Origin of the sequence: Leclercia sp. Marseille-Q4284 (assembly GCF_916618945.1) — a bacterium.
Classification (GTDB): domain Bacteria; phylum Pseudomonadota; class Gammaproteobacteria; order Enterobacterales; family Enterobacteriaceae; genus Enterobacter; species Enterobacter tamurae.
This window is the reverse complement of record NZ_CAKAKG010000002.1, coordinates 541,607-557,109: the sequence shown is the minus strand read 5'-3', so window position 1 is coordinate 557,109 and position 15,503 is coordinate 541,607. Positions and strand designations below refer to the sequence as shown.

Annotated in this window: 17 protein-coding genes; 2 read left to right on the top strand and 15 right to left on the bottom strand. The window is 62.5% G+C overall.

The window, feature by feature from the left end; all coding sequences use genetic code 11:
* Positions 1-11: 11 nt before the first annotated feature.
* Complete coding sequence (locus tag LG383_RS17400) at positions 12-1,007, bottom strand: ribose ABC transporter permease (protein ID WP_106993966.1); 996 nt, start codon at positions 1,005-1,007, stop codon at positions 12-14.
* Positions 1,008-1,009: 2 nt separating this feature from the next.
* Positions 1,010-2,524: a sugar ABC transporter ATP-binding protein gene (locus LG383_RS17395; protein WP_166181324.1), complete on the bottom strand. Its 1,515-nt coding sequence runs from the start codon at positions 2,522-2,524 to the stop codon at positions 1,010-1,012.
* Positions 2,525-2,710: 186 nt separating this feature from the next.
* Here LG383_RS17395 and LG383_RS17390 point away from each other — a divergent pair, with 186 nt between their 5' ends.
* Positions 2,711-4,993, top strand: coding sequence for a hybrid sensor histidine kinase/response regulator (locus LG383_RS17390; protein WP_225759785.1), 2,283 nt, complete (start codon positions 2,711-2,713; stop codon positions 4,991-4,993).
* 70 nt (positions 4,994-5,063) lie between these two features.
* Positions 5,064-5,390 carry a DDRRRQL repeat protein YjdP gene (yjdP, locus tag LG383_RS17385; protein ID WP_166181326.1) on the top strand — a complete coding sequence of 109 codons (327 nt, stop codon included), beginning with the start codon at positions 5,064-5,066 and terminating at the stop codon, positions 5,388-5,390.
* Between the two features lie 90 nt (positions 5,391-5,480).
* On the opposite strand, the gene phnP is transcribed toward yjdP, so the two are convergent.
* The 13 genes from phnP to phnD form a co-directional block, all read right to left on the bottom strand.
* On the bottom strand, positions 5,481-6,239 hold the full coding sequence (gene phnP / locus LG383_RS17380) for a phosphonate metabolism protein PhnP (protein WP_225759784.1): 759 nt from the start codon (positions 6,237-6,239) through the stop codon (positions 5,481-5,483).
* A 9-nt stretch (positions 6,240-6,248) separates the two neighbouring features.
* Positions 6,249-6,683, bottom strand: a complete 435-nt coding sequence (gene phnO, locus LG383_RS17375) for an aminoalkylphosphonate N-acetyltransferase (RefSeq protein ID WP_225759783.1) — start codon at positions 6,681-6,683, stop codon at positions 6,249-6,251.
* Positions 6,676-7,227: a ribose 1,5-bisphosphokinase gene (phnN, locus tag LG383_RS17370; protein WP_225760160.1), complete on the bottom strand. Its 552-nt coding sequence runs from the start codon at positions 7,225-7,227 to the stop codon at positions 6,676-6,678. Before phnN ends, phnO begins: the two co-directional genes overlap by 8 nt.
* Positions 7,224-8,360, bottom strand: coding sequence for an alpha-D-ribose 1-methylphosphonate 5-triphosphate diphosphatase (gene phnM, locus LG383_RS17365; protein WP_225759782.1), 1,137 nt, complete (start codon positions 8,358-8,360; stop codon positions 7,224-7,226). The genes phnN and phnM overlap by 4 nt, the downstream gene beginning before the upstream one ends.
* Positions 8,357-9,037 carry a phosphonate C-P lyase system protein PhnL gene (gene phnL / locus LG383_RS17360; RefSeq protein ID WP_225759781.1) on the bottom strand — a complete coding sequence of 227 codons (681 nt, stop codon included), beginning with the start codon at positions 9,035-9,037 and terminating at the stop codon, positions 8,357-8,359. Before phnL ends, phnM begins: the two co-directional genes overlap by 4 nt.
* 107 nt (positions 9,038-9,144) lie before the next feature.
* Positions 9,145-9,900, bottom strand: coding sequence for a phosphonate C-P lyase system protein PhnK (phnK, locus tag LG383_RS17355; RefSeq protein ID WP_225759780.1), 756 nt, complete (start codon positions 9,898-9,900; stop codon positions 9,145-9,147).
* On the bottom strand, positions 9,897-10,742 hold the full coding sequence (gene phnJ / locus LG383_RS17350; protein WP_106993978.1) for an alpha-D-ribose 1-methylphosphonate 5-phosphate C-P-lyase PhnJ: 846 nt from the start codon (positions 10,740-10,742) through the stop codon (positions 9,897-9,899). Before phnJ ends, phnK begins: the two co-directional genes overlap by 4 nt.
* A complete protein-coding gene (locus LG383_RS17345; protein WP_225759779.1) occupies positions 10,735-11,799 on the bottom strand; it encodes a carbon-phosphorus lyase complex subunit PhnI in 1,065 nt (354 codons plus the stop codon). Before LG383_RS17345 ends, phnJ begins: the two co-directional genes overlap by 8 nt.
* Entirely contained in the window at positions 11,799-12,383 is a 585-nt protein-coding gene (gene phnH / locus LG383_RS17340) for a phosphonate C-P lyase system protein PhnH (protein ID WP_166181334.1), read from the bottom strand. The genes LG383_RS17345 and phnH overlap by 1 nt, the downstream gene beginning before the upstream one ends.
* Positions 12,380-12,832 (bottom strand): phosphonate C-P lyase system protein PhnG, encoded by a 453-nt coding sequence (gene phnG, locus LG383_RS17335; RefSeq protein ID WP_225759778.1) that lies wholly within the window; start codon positions 12,830-12,832, stop codon positions 12,380-12,382. The genes phnH and phnG overlap by 4 nt, the downstream gene beginning before the upstream one ends.
* Positions 12,833-13,558 carry a phosphonate metabolism transcriptional regulator PhnF gene (gene phnF, locus LG383_RS17330; protein ID WP_225759777.1) on the bottom strand — a complete coding sequence of 242 codons (726 nt, stop codon included), beginning with the start codon at positions 13,556-13,558 and terminating at the stop codon, positions 12,833-12,835.
* A gap of 20 nt (positions 13,559-13,578) precedes the next feature.
* The gene (gene phnE / locus LG383_RS17325; RefSeq protein WP_166181337.1) at positions 13,579-14,358 is read right to left on the bottom strand and encodes a phosphonate ABC transporter, permease protein PhnE; all 780 of its coding nucleotides are present in this window, start codon (positions 14,356-14,358) and stop codon (positions 13,579-13,581) included.
* Between the two features lie 124 nt (positions 14,359-14,482).
* Positions 14,483-15,499, bottom strand: coding sequence for a phosphonate ABC transporter substrate-binding protein (gene phnD / locus LG383_RS17320; protein WP_225759776.1), 1,017 nt, complete (start codon positions 15,497-15,499; stop codon positions 14,483-14,485).
* Positions 15,500-15,503: the final 4 nt, after the last annotated feature.

Here is a 15,503-nt window from a genome sequence, read left to right as displayed (position 1 = left end):
GGGTATTGTTGTTATGCACTTTGATGGTGTCGGGTACGGTACTTATCGATCAGAACCGCAATGATGATCACCGCCCCTTTGATCACCAGTTGCCAGAAATAGGAGACCCCCATCAGCGTCATGCCGTTGTTGAGGGTGGCGATAATCAGCGCCCCCACCAGCGTGCCGGTGATGGTACCGATCCCGCCGACGAAGCTGGTGCCACCGAGGATCACCGCCGCGATAGCGTCCAGCTCATAGCCGGTGCCTAAGTTGCCGTTGGCACTGTAAAGCCTGGATGCGCTCATCACCCCGCCGAGACCCGAGAGCAGGCCGCTCATGCCGTAGACAAACAGCAGCACCATCCAGACCTTGATACCCGTTAAGCGCGCGGCCTGCATGTTGCCGCCCACCGCGTAGATATGTACCCCGAGGGTGGTGCGGCGCAGGATAAACCAGCAGACGGCGATCACCGCCAGAGCAATGACCACCAGCCACGGCACCGGTCCGAGATAGTTATTGCCGATCCACTCAAAGCTGATGCTGGAGTTGATCACCGTGGTGCCGTCGGCCAGCAGATAGGCCGCCCCGCGCAGCGCCGTATAGGTGCCGAGGGTGACGATAAAGGGCGGCAGTCCGGCAAAGGCCACCAGCGCGCCGTTGAACAGCCCCAGCACCATCCCGAGCATCAGCGCCGCCGGTACTGAGAGCATCGACAGCTCCGGCATCAGCGAGACCACCATCGCCGCCACCGCGGTGGTGCCCAGAATCGAGCCCACCGACAGGTCGATGCCGCCAGTCAAAATAATGAAGGTCATCCCCGCCGCCAGCACGATGTTGATCGACGCCTGACGAGTGATGTTCAGCAGGTTGCTCTCGGTGAAAAAGTTTGGCGCGATAAAGCCAAATACCGCGACAATCAGGATCAATATCGGCAGGATGCCGATGGTTTGCATCAGATCGCCCATCAGCATTTTTTTGGCGGAGGCCGCTTTGGCCACCTGTTGCGGAGTGTTAGGTTGCGTCATGGTTATACCGCCCGATGGTGAGAGTCGTTAACGCCGGTCGCCAGCGTCATGATGTTTTCTTGTGTGATATCGGCCCGATGGAGCTCCCCGGCGATGCTCCCTTCGCGCATGACGTACACGCGATCGCTCATGCCGACCACTTCCGGCAGTTCGCTGGAGATCATCAGGATCGCCACCCCTTTGCGCGCCATCTGGTTCATGATCCGGTAGATCTCGCTTTTGGCCCCCACGTCCACGCCGCGGGTCGGCTCGTCGAGGATCAGAATGCGCGGGCCAATCGCCACCCAGCGGGAGATGAGCAGCTTCTGCTGGTTACCGCCCGAGAGCCCGCCCGCCCGCACCTGGGAGTGCGGCACGCGAATATTGAGCAGGGCGATGGCGTCATCGGAGATCGACTGGGCTTTTTTACGGTTCAGCCAGCCGAAGGTGGCGTCGCGCTCCAGGGTCGCCATGGTGATGTTCTCCTGCGCCGCCAGCTCGAGAAACAGCCCCTGCTCCTTGCGGTTCTCGGTTAAAAAGCCGATCCCATGATCGATGGCGGCGCGGGGGGAGTGGATCACCACCGGCTCGCCATCCACCTCAATCATCCCGCCCGTCGCCTTGCGCACGCCGAAAATCAGCTGCGCCAGTTCAGAGCGACCAGCGCCTACCAGCCCGGCGAGGCCGACGATTTCGCCGGAACGCACCAGCAGGCTGCAGGGCTGCACTTTGCCGCCGTCGGTCAGGTGGTGGACGTTGAGACGCGGGCTGCCGAGAGGAATATCGCGCTCTTTGTTGAACAGATCGCTCAGTGGCCGCCCGACCATCATCCGCACCAGCTCCGAGGCGTTGAGCTTGTCGCGGGTCAGGCTGCCGACATACTGGCCGTCACGCAGCACGCTGACCCGATCGGATAACTCATACACCTCAGCCATGCGGTGGCTGATATAGATAATCGCCATCCCTTCGTCGCGCAGGCGCAATATGAGCTCGAACAGACGGTGGGTTTCCCGCGAGGAGAGGGCGGCGGTGGGTTCATCCATCACCAGGATGCGGCTGTTGCGGTGCAGCGCCCGGGCGATCTCCACCTGCTGCTGCTCGGCGATGGTCAGCTTCATCACCAGGTCGGTGGCTTTGAAGTGGGCGCCGAGGCGATCGATCACCGCCTGGGCCTGGGCGGCCATCGTTTTGCGCTGCACCAGCCCGCCGCGCGACAGCTCGCTGCCGAGGAAAATGTTCTCGGCTACGGTGAGGTTGGGGGCGAGCTGCATCTCCTGATAGATAAGGGTGATGCCTGCCGCCAGGGCGTCTTTCGGGCCTTTGATGTGAAACGGCTTGCCGTCAATCAGGATCTCACCGCCGGTGGCGGTGTAGGCCCCGGCGAGAATTTTCATCAGGGTGCTTTTTCCGGCGCCGTTTTCGCCCATTAAAGCGTGGATTTCGCCGGGGAAGACCGTCAGATCCACACCCTTCAGCGCGTGGAAGTTGCCAAAGGTTTTGGCAATGTTGCGCATCTCTAAAACCGGGGTTCTGCTCATGGCGGATCTCCTGTGAGGGTCGATATCCGCACTTCATCACACCCCGGTAAATGCAAAATGTCAGAAGTCGTTCATATTTGTCATAGTTATGAATAGTTAACCGCCGTCACAATTCCCCGCTTTTTTCCCTCTCCCTGTGGGAGAGGGCCAGGGTGAGGGCATCACACCGCACAGGAGCTGACATAAATGCCCTCACGCCGTCCCCCCTTCTTCGCCAGCGCCCGTGGCCGCCTGCTGATCTTCAATCTGCTGGTGGTGGCGGTGACGTTAATGGTCAGCGGCGTGGCGGTGCTGGGCTTTCGCCATGCCAGTAACATCCAGGAGCAGGTGCAGCGCCAGACCCTGGACGACATGACCGGCAGCATGAATCTGGCGCGGGAAACCGCCAACGTGGCGACGGCGGCGGTGCGGCTGTCGCAGGTGGTGGGGGCCCTGGAGTATAAAGACGAAGCCAACCGGCTGAAACAGACCCAGACGGCGCTGGGCCGCGCGCTGGAGCAGCTTGCCGACGCACCGCTGGCGCAGCAGGAGCCGGCGCTGGTGGCGCGGATCATCCAGCGCAGCAACGAGCTTCAGCAAAGCGTGACCGGCATGCTGGAGCGCGGGCAGCGACGCCACCTGGAGCGTAACGCGCTGCTCAGCTCCCTCTACCAGAGCCAGAGCTATCTCCGCCATCTGCAGGAGATCAACCGCCGCAATGCCAGCAACCTGCCCGACGCCCGGCAGCTCAGCGAGATGGACCGGCTGATCGCCGCCGCCATCGAAACCCCCTCGCCGCGCGCCACTATTCAGCAGCTGGATACGGTGACGGCGATGTTACCCCGTCAGGCCGCGCAGCCGGTGGTGAGCTTCGTCCTGCCCGATTTTAACGCCGAACTCAACAAGCTCGGCCCGCTCTCCGGGCAGCTGGAACAGAGCGATCTGTCGATCAACTGGTATATGTTCCACATCAAGGCGCTGGTGGCGATCCTGAACAGCGATATCAACCGCTACGTAGAGCAGGTGGCGCAGGCCTCGCAGCTGCGTACCGCCGAGAGCCATCAGGAGCTGCGCTCCATCAGCATCTTTATCACCCTGTTTGCCGTGCTGGCGCTGATCATCACCGCCTTTGCCTGCTGGTATATCTACCGCAATCTGGGCACCAATCTGACCGCCATCTCCCGGGCGATGTCTCGGCTGGCCCACGGCGAGCAGGATGTCTCGGTGCCTGCGCTGCAACGTCGGGATGAGCTGGGGGAGCTGGCCCGGGCATTTAACGTCTTTGCCCGTAATACCGCTTCGCTGGAGCACACCACCCGGTTGCTGAAGGAGAAGACCTCGCAGATGGAGGTGGATCGTCTTGAACGCCAGGGGCTGGAGGAGGCGCTGCTGCACAGCCAGAAGATGAAGGCGGTCGGCCAGCTGACGGGCGGGCTGGCGCATGATTTCAATAACCTGCTGGCGGTGATCATCGGTAGCCTGGAGCTGGCCGATCCCCAGTCGCCTGATGCCCCGCGCATCAGCCGCGCGCTGAAGGCCGCCGAGCGCGGGGCGCTGTTGACCCAGCGCCTGCTGGCCTTCTCCCGCAAGCAGTCCCTGAACCCGCACGCGGTGGAGATGAAGCCCCTGCTGGAAAACCTCGCCGAGCTGATGCGCCACTCTCTGCCCGCCACGGTGGCGCTGGATATCGAAGCGCAGACCCCGGCGTGGCCGGCGTGGATTGACGTTGGCCAACTGGAAAACGCCCTCATCAACCTGGTGATGAACGCCCGCGATGCGATGGAAGGACACAGCGGGACCATCAAAATACGCACCTGGAACCAGCGCGTGACCCGCAGCGACGGACGTAAGCAGGACATGGTGGCGCTGGAGGTGATCGACCACGGCGCCGGGATGTCGCAGGCGATCAAATCCCAGGTCTTTGAACCCTTCTTCACCACCAAACAGACCGGCAGCGGCAGCGGGCTGGGGCTGTCGATGGTCTACGGCTTCGTGCGCCAGTCCGGCGGTCGGGTGGAGATCGAAAGCGCCCCCGGACAGGGCACTACCGTCCGGCTGCATTTGCCGCGCGCCACCTTACAGGCGGTCCCCTCCCCGGAAGCCGGTGCAACCTTAACTTCGCCGCCAGGCGACCGGCTGGTGCTGGTACTGGACGACCAGACCGACGTCCGGCAGACGCTGTGCGAGCAGCTCCACCAGCTGGGTTACCTGACCCTGGAGGCCGAAACCGGCGAGCAGGCGCTGGAGATGCTGAACGCCTCTGCGGATATTGAGATGTTTATCAGTGATTTAATGCTGCCCGGCAACCTGAGCGGCGCGGAAGTGATCCAGCATGTGCGCCAGCATTTCCCGCATCTCCCGGTACTGCTGATGAGCGGCCAGGATCTGCGCCCGGCGCACAACCCGCAACTGCCGGAAGTGGAGCTGTTGCGTAAGCCATTCACCCGCGGGCAGCTGGCGCAGGCGCTGGAGAAAGCGGTCAACATTTGAGAATCCTCCGCTACTCGCTTTACCCGCTGTTTATTACCGTAAAGCCAGCTCACCCTGCGAGACTGGCTTTATGAAACGTACCTCTACCGCTCTGTTATTTGGTCTGCTCTCTTTAACCAGCCAACTGGCGCATGCCGACATCGTTGACGATGCGATCGGCAATATTCAGCAGGCGATTAACGACGCCTACAACCCCAACAGCAATAATCGCAATTCCGACGACGATCGTTACGAAGATAGCCGTCGCAGCAGCGACAGCCGTCAGTATGACGATCGGCGCAGGCAGCTTGAGGACCGGCGCCGCCAGCTGGATGACCGCCAGCGCCAGTTGGATGAAGACCGGCGTCGGCTGGAAGATGACGAGCGGCGCTTAGAAGATGATTACGATCGGCGGTAACGCCCGGCGGCGCTTCGCTTGCACGGGCCTACAAATGGCCGCGAACCGTAGGCCGGGTAAGGCGTAGCCGCCACCCGGCGATGCGATGCCTCAGTCCAGCACCAATACCATTCCGTCATACCCCGCCTCGAATCCTTCCGGCAGCGGGTTGTCCATCATCCACACGTCAAACTGATGGCTGATATGGGTCAGGATCACCTGCGGGCAGCCAATCACCTCATTCAGGGCGATCACCGTATTCAGATCGCAATGGTTGCGCGGCGTCTCCGTGCGCGGCTCGTGGCTGCAGTCAATCACCATCGCCTGCGGGTGGTTGTTGAGTAAAAACTTCACCGTTTTGTCCGGCAGCCCGGCGGTGTCCGACAGCCAGGCCACCCGGCTATGGGCGCTCTCCAGCAGATAGCCAAACGTCAGCTTCGAATGGTTGAGCGGCAGCGGCGTCACGCGTAAACCCTGCAGTTCAAACACCACAAAGGGCTCCAGGGTGTGGCTAAAGTCGAGAATACCGGGATGCTTAAACAGATCGTCGCAGCCGACTTCATCCGGCGGGCCGTACACCGGGATGGTCGCCCCCACGCCCCAGCGCAGCGGGAACAGCCCCTGGACATGATCCATATGGTAGTGGGTGAGTAAAAACTGCTGAAAGCTGCCTGCGGGCCAGTCGTCCATCAGGTGCGGGATCCCCGCGTCCAGCAGCGTCACCGCGTCGTTGAATTTGACCACCGCGCTACAGGGGCGACGGCGCCAGGCGTCCTGCAAACGCGCCCGACGGCAGGCCGGACAGTCACAGCCAAAAGCGGGCACCAGCTGGGCGCCACCGGTTCCTGTTAACGTAATGGTCAGACTCATAGCGCCCCCTTACAGCGGTTTGGTGAAGCGAAAATGGCTCTGTGTGTACCCTTCCCGACGATAAAAGCGGTGCGCGTCGAGGCGCTTTACGCTGGTGGAGAGCTCGGTCATCTCTGCCCCGGCCTGACGCGCGAACGCCTCGGCCCAGGCTAACAGCTGGCTGCCCACCTTCAGCCCGCGCGCCTGCGGCATCACCACCAGCTCCTGGATTTCGCCGATCCAGTTGGCATGATGCAGATGAAACTGCATATGCAGGCCGATCATGCCGACAATGTGTCCATCCTGTTCGGCCAGCTGGTAACGCATATTGTGATCCAGCAGATTGGCCGCAAAACCGGCGTGAAAAGCCGATCGGTCCAGCTCGGCCTGCTTAAGTTCGCAAATCAGGCCGTATACCGCGTCAACGTCCTCCGCCGTGGCGGGACGCAACTCACACTCAGGCATGGTTTTTCTCCTTCTGGTGAATCAGTGAGAGGAAGCGCTCGACGGACTGGAGCAAACTTCCGTCGTTATTCAGGACAGGACAGTGGGAAGGCGTATAGCGGGCGGCGCGCTCCAGCCGCTGGTCGATCTCCCGGGCGTTCTCCCGGCCACGGCTTTGCAGTCGGCTACGCAGGATCTCTGGCGATACCTGCAGGCAGATCGGCAGTAACGCTGCCGCATAGCGCGCCTGCGCCTGGGGCAGATGGGCCCGCGAGCCGTTCACCACCACGTCGAACCCGGCGTGCAGCCAGAGGTCGATCTCCAGACCCACCCCATAATAATAGCCGTTAGCGTGCCAGCTCAGGGCAAACAGTTGCTGTCCGGCGCGGGTAAAAAACTCGGGCTCGCTGAGGGCAATGTGATTTTCATTCCCGGCAGTGGCGGGGCGGGTGATGTAGCGGTGCGCCACCAGCAGCAGCGGGTGGGTATGCTGGCGTAATGCCTCCAGCAGGCTGTCCTTTCCGGAGCCCGAAGGCCCCATTAACCAGATCACTCTTCCCATCAGAACACCCGTTTTCCCTGACGCCAGACGTGGTCGATATGAATATGCTCGCCTTTGCGGTGCGCCAGCACCAGGTCCGCCCGCTTGCCTTCGCCAATCACCCCGCGGTCGTGCAGGTTCAGCGCCTGCGCCGGGTTCTTCGTCACCAGACGGATCGCCTGCGGCAGGGTAAAAGCGTTGCCCTCGTCGTCGGCCACCCGGAACGCCGCATCCAGCAGGCTGGCCGGGTAGTAATCGGACGAGAGAATATCCAGCAGCCCGAGCGAGGCCAGCGAGCTGGCCGCTACGTTGCCGGAGTGCGATCCGCCGCGCACGATATTTGGTGCCCCCATCAGGACGTTCATGCCGTGCTGGCGGGAGGCTTCTGCCGCTTCAAAGGTGGTGGGAAATTCGGCGATCGTGCTGCCAAGCTGCCGGGATTCGAGCACATGATCCGCTGTAGCGTCATCATGGCTGGCGAGGGCGATATTGCGCTCCCGGCACATTGCCGCGATGGCCTGACGATTGGGCTGCGACCAGCGTGCCGCCAGGGCCAACTGCTCCTCTTCGTAGCGCGCCATCTGCTGGTCGGTAAGGGAGTATTTGCCCTGATAATATTCACGGTACTTTTCAATATTGGCGAACTGACGCTGGCCCGGGGAGTGATCCATCAGCGACACCAGAGTCACCGGCTCGCGGCCCGCCAGCTTTTCGAACAGCGGCAGGGTGGTGTGATGGGGCAGCTCGCAGCGCAGGTGCAGGCGGTGCTCGGCGCGGTTGAGGCCGCGCTTCTGCGTCTCCTCCACGGCGTTGATCATCTTCTCCAGATTCTCCAGCCGGTCGCCGCCGTCGCGTACGTCGCCGATCGCCACCGCGTCCAGCACGGTGGTGATGCCGCTGGCGACCATCATTCCGTCGTGGCTGCTCATCGCCGAATGGGCGGGCCAGTCGACTTTCGGGCGTGGAGTGAAGAACTTGTCCATGTTGTCGGTGTGTAGCTCGATAAGCCCTGGCAGCAGCCAGCCGCCTTCGCCGTCCATTGCCTCGGGTGAGCGGCTCGGGGTTTCGGCAAAGGCACGAATGACGCCGTCCTGAACCTCGATGGAGCCGTTAATGACTTCGTTTTCCAGCACCAGTTTTACGTTGTTTACGATCATGCGGTGATCCCCATCGGGTGCAGACGATCCGCCACGCGATCCCGCACCGCGTCGTCGTGGAAGATCCCGACGATCGCTGCGCCGCGCGCTTTGGCCTCTTCGATCAGTTCAATAACCGCCGTACCGTTTTTGCCATCCAGCGAGGCGGTGGGTTCATCGAGCAGTAAAATTGGGTAATCGACGATAAAGCCGCGGGCGATGTTCACCCGCTGCTGCTCTCCGCCGGAGAAGGTGGAGGGGGCGAGATGCCACAGGCGCTCCGGCACGTTGAGGCGCGTCAGCAGGCTGGCGGCTTTGGCGGCGCAGATGTCGCGCGGCACGCCGAGATCCAGCAGGGGCTGCATCACCACCTCCAGCGTCGGCACGCGGGGGATGACGCGTAAAAACTGGCTGACCCAGCCGATGGTGGTGCGGCGGACGTCCCGCACCTTGCGTGCCGGGGCCTGTACCAGATCCACCCATTCGTCGCCGTGACGGATATGGATATGGCCTTCGTCCGGCAGGTAGTTGGCGTACAAAGAGCGCAGCAGGGTCGATTTGCCGCTGCCGGAGTGGCCGTGCAGCACCACGCATTCGCCGTTGTTGACCTCAAGGGAGGCATTTTGCAGCACCGGCAGGCGCACGCCGTTTTGTTGGTGGAGCACAAAGGTTTTACTGACGTTTTCGACGCGGATCATGTTGGCCTCGTGGTTCGGGATGCCGGGTGGCGCTTCGCTTACCCGGCCTACAAAGAGCGCGGTCCGTAGGCCGGGTAAGGCGAAGCCGCCACCCGGCAACAGCAACCTCAATTCTGCAAAACGGATGACACCAGCAGTTGGGTGTACGGATGGTGCGGATCGTCGAGCACCCGGTCGGTCAGCCCACTTTCCACCACCTCGCCACTCTTCATCACCAGCAGACGGTCTGCCAGCAGGCGGGCGACGCCCAGATCGTGGGTGACAATCACCACCGCCAGGTTTAGCTCCACCACCAGACCGCGGAGCAAGTCCAGCAGCCGCGCCTGCACCGACACATCCAGCCCGCCGGTGGGTTCGTCCATAAACACCAGCTTCGGATGGGTGACCAGGTTGCGGGCGATCTGTAAACGCTGCTGCATTCCGCCGGAGAACGTGGTCGGCAGGTCGTCGATGCGCGAGGCCGGAATTTCCACATCGATCAGCCACTTCTGGGCGGTGGCGCGGATCTCGCCGTAATGCCGCGCGCCGGTAGCCATCAGCCGTTCGCCGATGTTCCCCCCCGCCGAGACCTGGCGGCGCAGGCCGTCCATCGGGTGCTGATGCACCACGCCCCACTCGGTGCGCAGCAGGCGGCGGCGTTCGGCCTCGCTCATGCCGTACAGGGAGTGATCTTCATATAAAATTTCACCGTTTTGCGGGGCCAGACGGGCGGAGATCGCCTTTAGCAGGGTGGTTTTGCCGGAGCCGGACTCGCCGACAATCCCCAGCACTTCCCCCGGCCAGAGGTCGAAAGACACGTCGCTGAAGCCTTTGCCCGGCGCATAGAGGTGGGTCAGGTTATTGACCGAAAGCAGCGGTTTCATTGGCTGTTGGCCTCGCTCTGTTGGCGGCAAAAATCGGTATCGGAGCAGACAAACATCCGCTTGCCGGTGTCATCCAGCACCACTTCATCGAGATAGCTGTGTTGCGATCCGCAAATGGCGCAGGGCTCGTCCCACTCCTGGACCCTGAACGGGTGGTCGTCGAAGTCGAGACTCTCGACGCGGGTGTACGGCGGCACGGCGTAGATGCGCTTCTCGCGCCCGGCGCCGAACAGCTGCAGGGCTGGCATCATGTCCATCTTCGGGTTATCGAATTTCGGGATCGGCGACGGGTCCATCACGTAGCGACCGTTGACCTTCACCGGGTAGGCGTAGGTGGTGGCGATATGGCCGAAGCGGGCGATGTCTTCGTACAGCTTCACCTGCATCACGCCGTACTCTTCCAGGGCGTGCATGGTGCGGGTTTCGGTTTCCCGCGGCTCGATAAAGCGCAGCGGCTCCGGGATCGGCACCTGGAAAATCAAAATCTGATCTTCAGTGAGCGGGGTTTCCGGGATGCGGTGGCGGGTCTGGATCAGCGTGGCGTCTTCGGTGCGCTCGGTGGTGTTGACCCCGGTGACGCGCTGGAAGAACTGGCGGATCGACACCGCATTGGTGGTGTCGTCGGCCCCCTGGTCAATCACCTTCAGGACGTCCGCTTCGCCAATCACGCTGGCGGTGATCTGGATCCCGCCGGTGCCCCAGCCGTAGGGCATCGGCATCTCCCGGCCGCCGAACGGCACCTGATAGCCGGGGATGGCCACCGCTTTGAGGATGGCGCGGCGGATCATGCGTTTGGTCTGCTCATCCAGATAAGCAAAGTTGTAGCCGCTGAGGTTAGCCATTATCGCGCTCCTGTTGCAGACGTTTCAGCAGTTCCAGTTCGGCCTGGAAATCGACGTAGTGCGGCAGCTTGAGGTGCGAGACAAACCCGGCGGCCTCAACGTTATCCGCGTGGGCCAGCACGAACTCCTCATCCTGCGCCGGGCCAGCGAGGTTTTCGTCGTAGTCCGGGGCCTGTAGCGCCCGGTCGACCAGCGCCATCGCCATCGCCTTGCGCTCGCCCATGCCGAACACCAGCCCGTAGCCGCGGGTGAAGTGCGGGGCGTCGTTATCCGGGGTAACAAAGCCGTTAACCATTTCGCACTCAGTCATCAGCAGTTCGCCGACGTTCACCGCAAAACCCAGCTCTTCCGGCACAATTTCAATATCAACATGGCCGCTGCGGATCTCTCCGGCAAAGGGGTGGTTGCGCCCGTAGCCGCGCTGGGTGGAGTAGGCCAGCGCCAGCAGGTAGCCCTCGTCGCCGCGCATCAGCTGTTGCAGGCGCGAGGCGCGGGAGCAGGGATAAACCGGCGGGGTGCGGGTGATGTCGTCCGGCTCGCTGCCATTATCCTCTTCCGCCTTCGCCAGCCCCTGGTTGGCCAACAGGCTAAAGACGTGCGGAGCCGCATCCTGCGGGGCGTCTGAGGTTTTCAGAGGCGGATTTTCGCCGTTCGCCAGCAGGGTGAAATCGAGCAGGCGGTGGGTGTAGTCGTAGGTCGGGCCGAGCAGCTGGCCGCCGGGGATGTCTTTATAAACGGCCGAAATACGGCGCTCGAGGCGCATCTCCGCGGTGTTGATCGGCTCGCTCACCGCCAGCTTCGCCAGGGTGGTGCGGTACGCGCGCAGCAGGAAAATGGCCTCGACGTTATCGCCGCTGGCCTGCTTCAGCGCCAGCGCCGCCAGCTCGCGGTCGGCAATGCCGCCTTCGGTCATCACCCGGTCCACGGCGAGGTTGAGCTGCTGTTCGATCTGGGCGACGCTCAGCTCGGGGAGCTGCTCATCGCCCCGGCGTCTGTGCTCCTGCAGGGCGTGGGCGGCGGCGATCGCCTTCTCGCCCCCTTTGACGGCAACGTACATCAGCACACCTCCACGTGGGTGGTTCGCGGGATCGCCAGCAGGCGTTCGCCGCAGGTCAGGAGCAGGTCGATCCCCAACGGGAACGGGTGCGGGCGCTCGGTCAGCTCATGAATAATGCACTCCGGCAGCTGTGGAGCGACCATGCGTTCCTCGGCAATCCCGGCCCCGGTCAGGCGCAGCATGCGTCCGCCGCTCAGGCTCGGCACCTGCAAAATCAGGGTGGCGCTGGTTTCCGGTGCCACGGCGCTGCCTTCGCTCAGGGCGTTTAGCTGCTGGTGGCTGATCTGTTCGTCGGCGACGGCGAACACCGCCAGCTGGGGCTGATCCACCAGCGGGGCGCTGGTATGAAAACGCAGGTTGCTGCTGACGATATCGTTGCCGACGGCGCCCGACAGCCAGACCGGGGTGTCGTTATCGGCCAGAGTCAGCAGCACGCTGGTGGTGGCGAGGTTCAGCGGCTGCCAGCCGTGTTTCAGCTGATGCAGGGAGACGATCACCCCCGGTTCGCTCATCGCTTTCAGCAGACGGCGAAAACTGTGTTGGGCATCCTGCACGGCAAGGGTAAAAGCGGGTTGAAGGGTCATGCGTTGTCTCCGCGAACGAGCGTAAAGAAGTCGACCCGGCTGGTGTTGATTTCGGCCTGACGGGCGGCAAGGCGTGCGGCACGGTCGGCTTCCAGTGGGGCAATGAGGGTTTCCATTAAGGTCTGAAAGTGCGGCGCTTCCTGCAGCAGGGCATCGATCACCGCGCACTGCTCGGCATGGGTTTTATTGCGCCCGAGCAGGTAGCTGTAGCCGAGCGTGCCGCTGGCCAGGCGCACCACGGTGCGGGTCAGGGTGGCATCCCCGGCAAAGTAGCGTGCCCCGGTGCCGCCCATCCGCGCCTGGATCTGCACCAGGCCGGTTTCCGGGGCGCGAATGCGCTCATAAGCGGGCGTCAGGCTCAGCGCCGACATCCTCGTGGCAAGCGCCGCAGGCTGGCTGTGGGCCAGCACGGCCATCCAGTGCTGACGGGTGGAGGTATCGAAATGCATTCAGTGCTCCATGGTGAATTCAATCATGTCGGCGCGAGTCAGGCTGACGGAGTACTCCGTCGCGTTAATCTCGCCGTCACGGTGGTTGAGGGTGCGCACGCAGAGCAGGGGCGCCATGTTGGGAATTTCCAGCACCTTGCTCTCTTTGGCCTGCGCGCGGCGGGCGCTGATGCGGGTCTGGGTGCGCTTGAGCGCAATCCCGGTGGCTTCGAACAGGAAGTCGTGCAGCGAGCCGCTGGCGAAGTTTTGCAGCACTGGCCAGAGGGCCAGGTCAGCGAAGTAGTGGTCGATCTGACACACCGCCACGCCGTTGACCCGGCGCAGGGTACGCAGGTGGACGACGTTATCGCCCTCCGAAATCCCCAGCGCGTCGGCGACGTGGCTGGAGGCCGGGCGCAGCACCGAGAGCAGTTTTTCGCTGGTGGGGTGGCTGCCCTGATCCAGCAGGTTCTGGCTGAAACGCGCCTGGGCATTGAGCGGGTAGTCGAACGGACGCATCAGGACCAGCACGCCAACTCCCTGACGGCGCTGCACCCAGCCGCGCTCGACAAGCTGGTCAATGGCGCGGCGCAGGGTGTGGCGGTTCACTTCATAGCGGTCGGCGAGCTGTTGCTCGGCGGGCAGGTAGTCCCCGCAGCGGTAGTGGGTGCGCAGCTCCACTTCGAGCTTCGCGGCAATCTCTTGCCAGCGGGTGGGGTAACTGGTCGGATGTCTGGATAAGTGCATACAAATCAAAGCCTCGCTTCTCAGATGAAGTGCTTACGCAAACGTTGAGAGAGGAAGTCCAGCAGGCTGACCGTCACGATGATGAGTACCATCAGGGCGCAGGTTTGCTGGAACTGGAAACCACGAATCGCTTCCCACAGGGTGACGCCAATCCCGCCCGCGCCGACCATACCGACGACGGTCGCGGAGCGGACGTTGGATTCAAAGCGGTACAGGGAGTAGGAGATGAGCAGCGGCATCACCTGGGGCAGGACGCCGTAGAGGATCTCTTCCAGCTTGTTGGCCCCGGTAGCGCGAATGCCTTCCACCGGGCCGGGCTCGATGGCTTCCACCGCTTCTGAAAGCAGTTTGGAGAGCACCCCGGTGGTGTGGATGAACAGCGCCATTACCCCGGCGAACGGCCCGAGACCGACGGCCACCACGAACAGCATCGCAAAGACCATTTCGTTGATGGCGCGGCAGGCGTCCATCAGGCGGCGCACCGGCTGGTAGATCCACCAGGGCACGATGTTGTCGGCGCTCATCAGGCCAAACGGAATGGAGAGCACCACGGCGAGGGCGGTGCCCCAGACGGCGATTTGCAGGGTGATGGCCATTTCACCGAGGTAGTCCTGCCACTGGCTGAAGTCCGGCGGGAAGAAGTCGGCGGCGAAGGTCGCCATATTGCCGGAATCCTGAATCAGCGTGAGCGGGGCCATTTCCGCGCCCTTCCAGGAGACAACGAGCACCGCCAGCAGGACGGCCCAGCCGATCAGCGAGAACCAGCTGCGTTTGGGCGGTGGGAGAGTGATGGTTTGCATGATAACTCCGTTGGTTTATGTCCCCTCACCCCGACCCTCTCCCCTATGGGGAGAGGGGGAAAAGACCGCTCCGGGCAGTCCCCTCTCCCCTATGGGGAGAGGGTTAGGGTGAGGGGTAGAAGCCTTACTGCACCGCTTTATTCACGCTGCTCATCGCACCCAGCGCGGCGGTCAGGCGGTCGAGATCGTCCAGCTGCGCCTGAATTTCAGACATCTTGCTGCTCTTCTCTTCCTCCTTCAGACCCTTGTTCTCCTTCACGCCCTGGATCTGTTTGAACAGCGCCAGCTGGCGAATCGGTACCAGCTGCAGGTCGCTGGAGGCGCGGAACGGCGCCCAGCCCAGACGTTCCAGCACGGTCTTCTCTTCCGCGGTTTTGCCGTAGTTCATAAAGAAGTCGTACACCTTGTCCTTGGTGCTTTCGGAGAGGTTTTTACGCCATACAATCGGGTCGCCCGGGATCAGCGGCGACTTCCAGATCACCTTCAGTTCTTTCAGCTTGTCCGGGGCGGAAGTCTTCAGCTTGTCGAGGTTTTCGGTGTTGTTGGTGGCCACATCCACCTGCTTGTTGGCGACGGCGAGGGCGTTGGTTTCATGCCCGGCGTTGACCGTGCGTTTGAATTCGTTGGTGGAGACGTTGTTTTTGGCGAAGACGTAATAGCCCGGGACCAGGAAGCCGGAGGTGGAGTTCGGGTCGCCGTTGCCAAAGGTCAGCTCTTTACGTTTGGCGAGCATGTCGTTGAGGTTGTTGATCGGGCTGTCTTTGTTGACGATCAGCACGCTCCAGTAACCCGGGGAGCCGTCTGCGGCCACCGTCTGGGCAAAGACCTGACCGTTAGCGCGGTCCACCGCTTCCATCGCCGAGAGGTTGCCGTACCAGGCGATATCGACTTTGTTAAAGCGCATCCCCTGGATGATGCCCGCGTAGTCCGGGGCGAAGAAGGCGTTTACTTTGATCCCCAGTTTGCTCTCCATCTCTTTCAGGAAAGGTTCCCACTGCGGCTTCAGGTTCTGCTGTGATTCCGTCGAAATGATGCCAAAGTTCAGCGCTTTTTCCTGCTCCTGGGCGTACGCCGGGCTTAACAGGGTGCTGATGCTGAACATGCTGGTAAAGGCCAGCGCGGCAACGGCTTTGTAGCTCATGGAC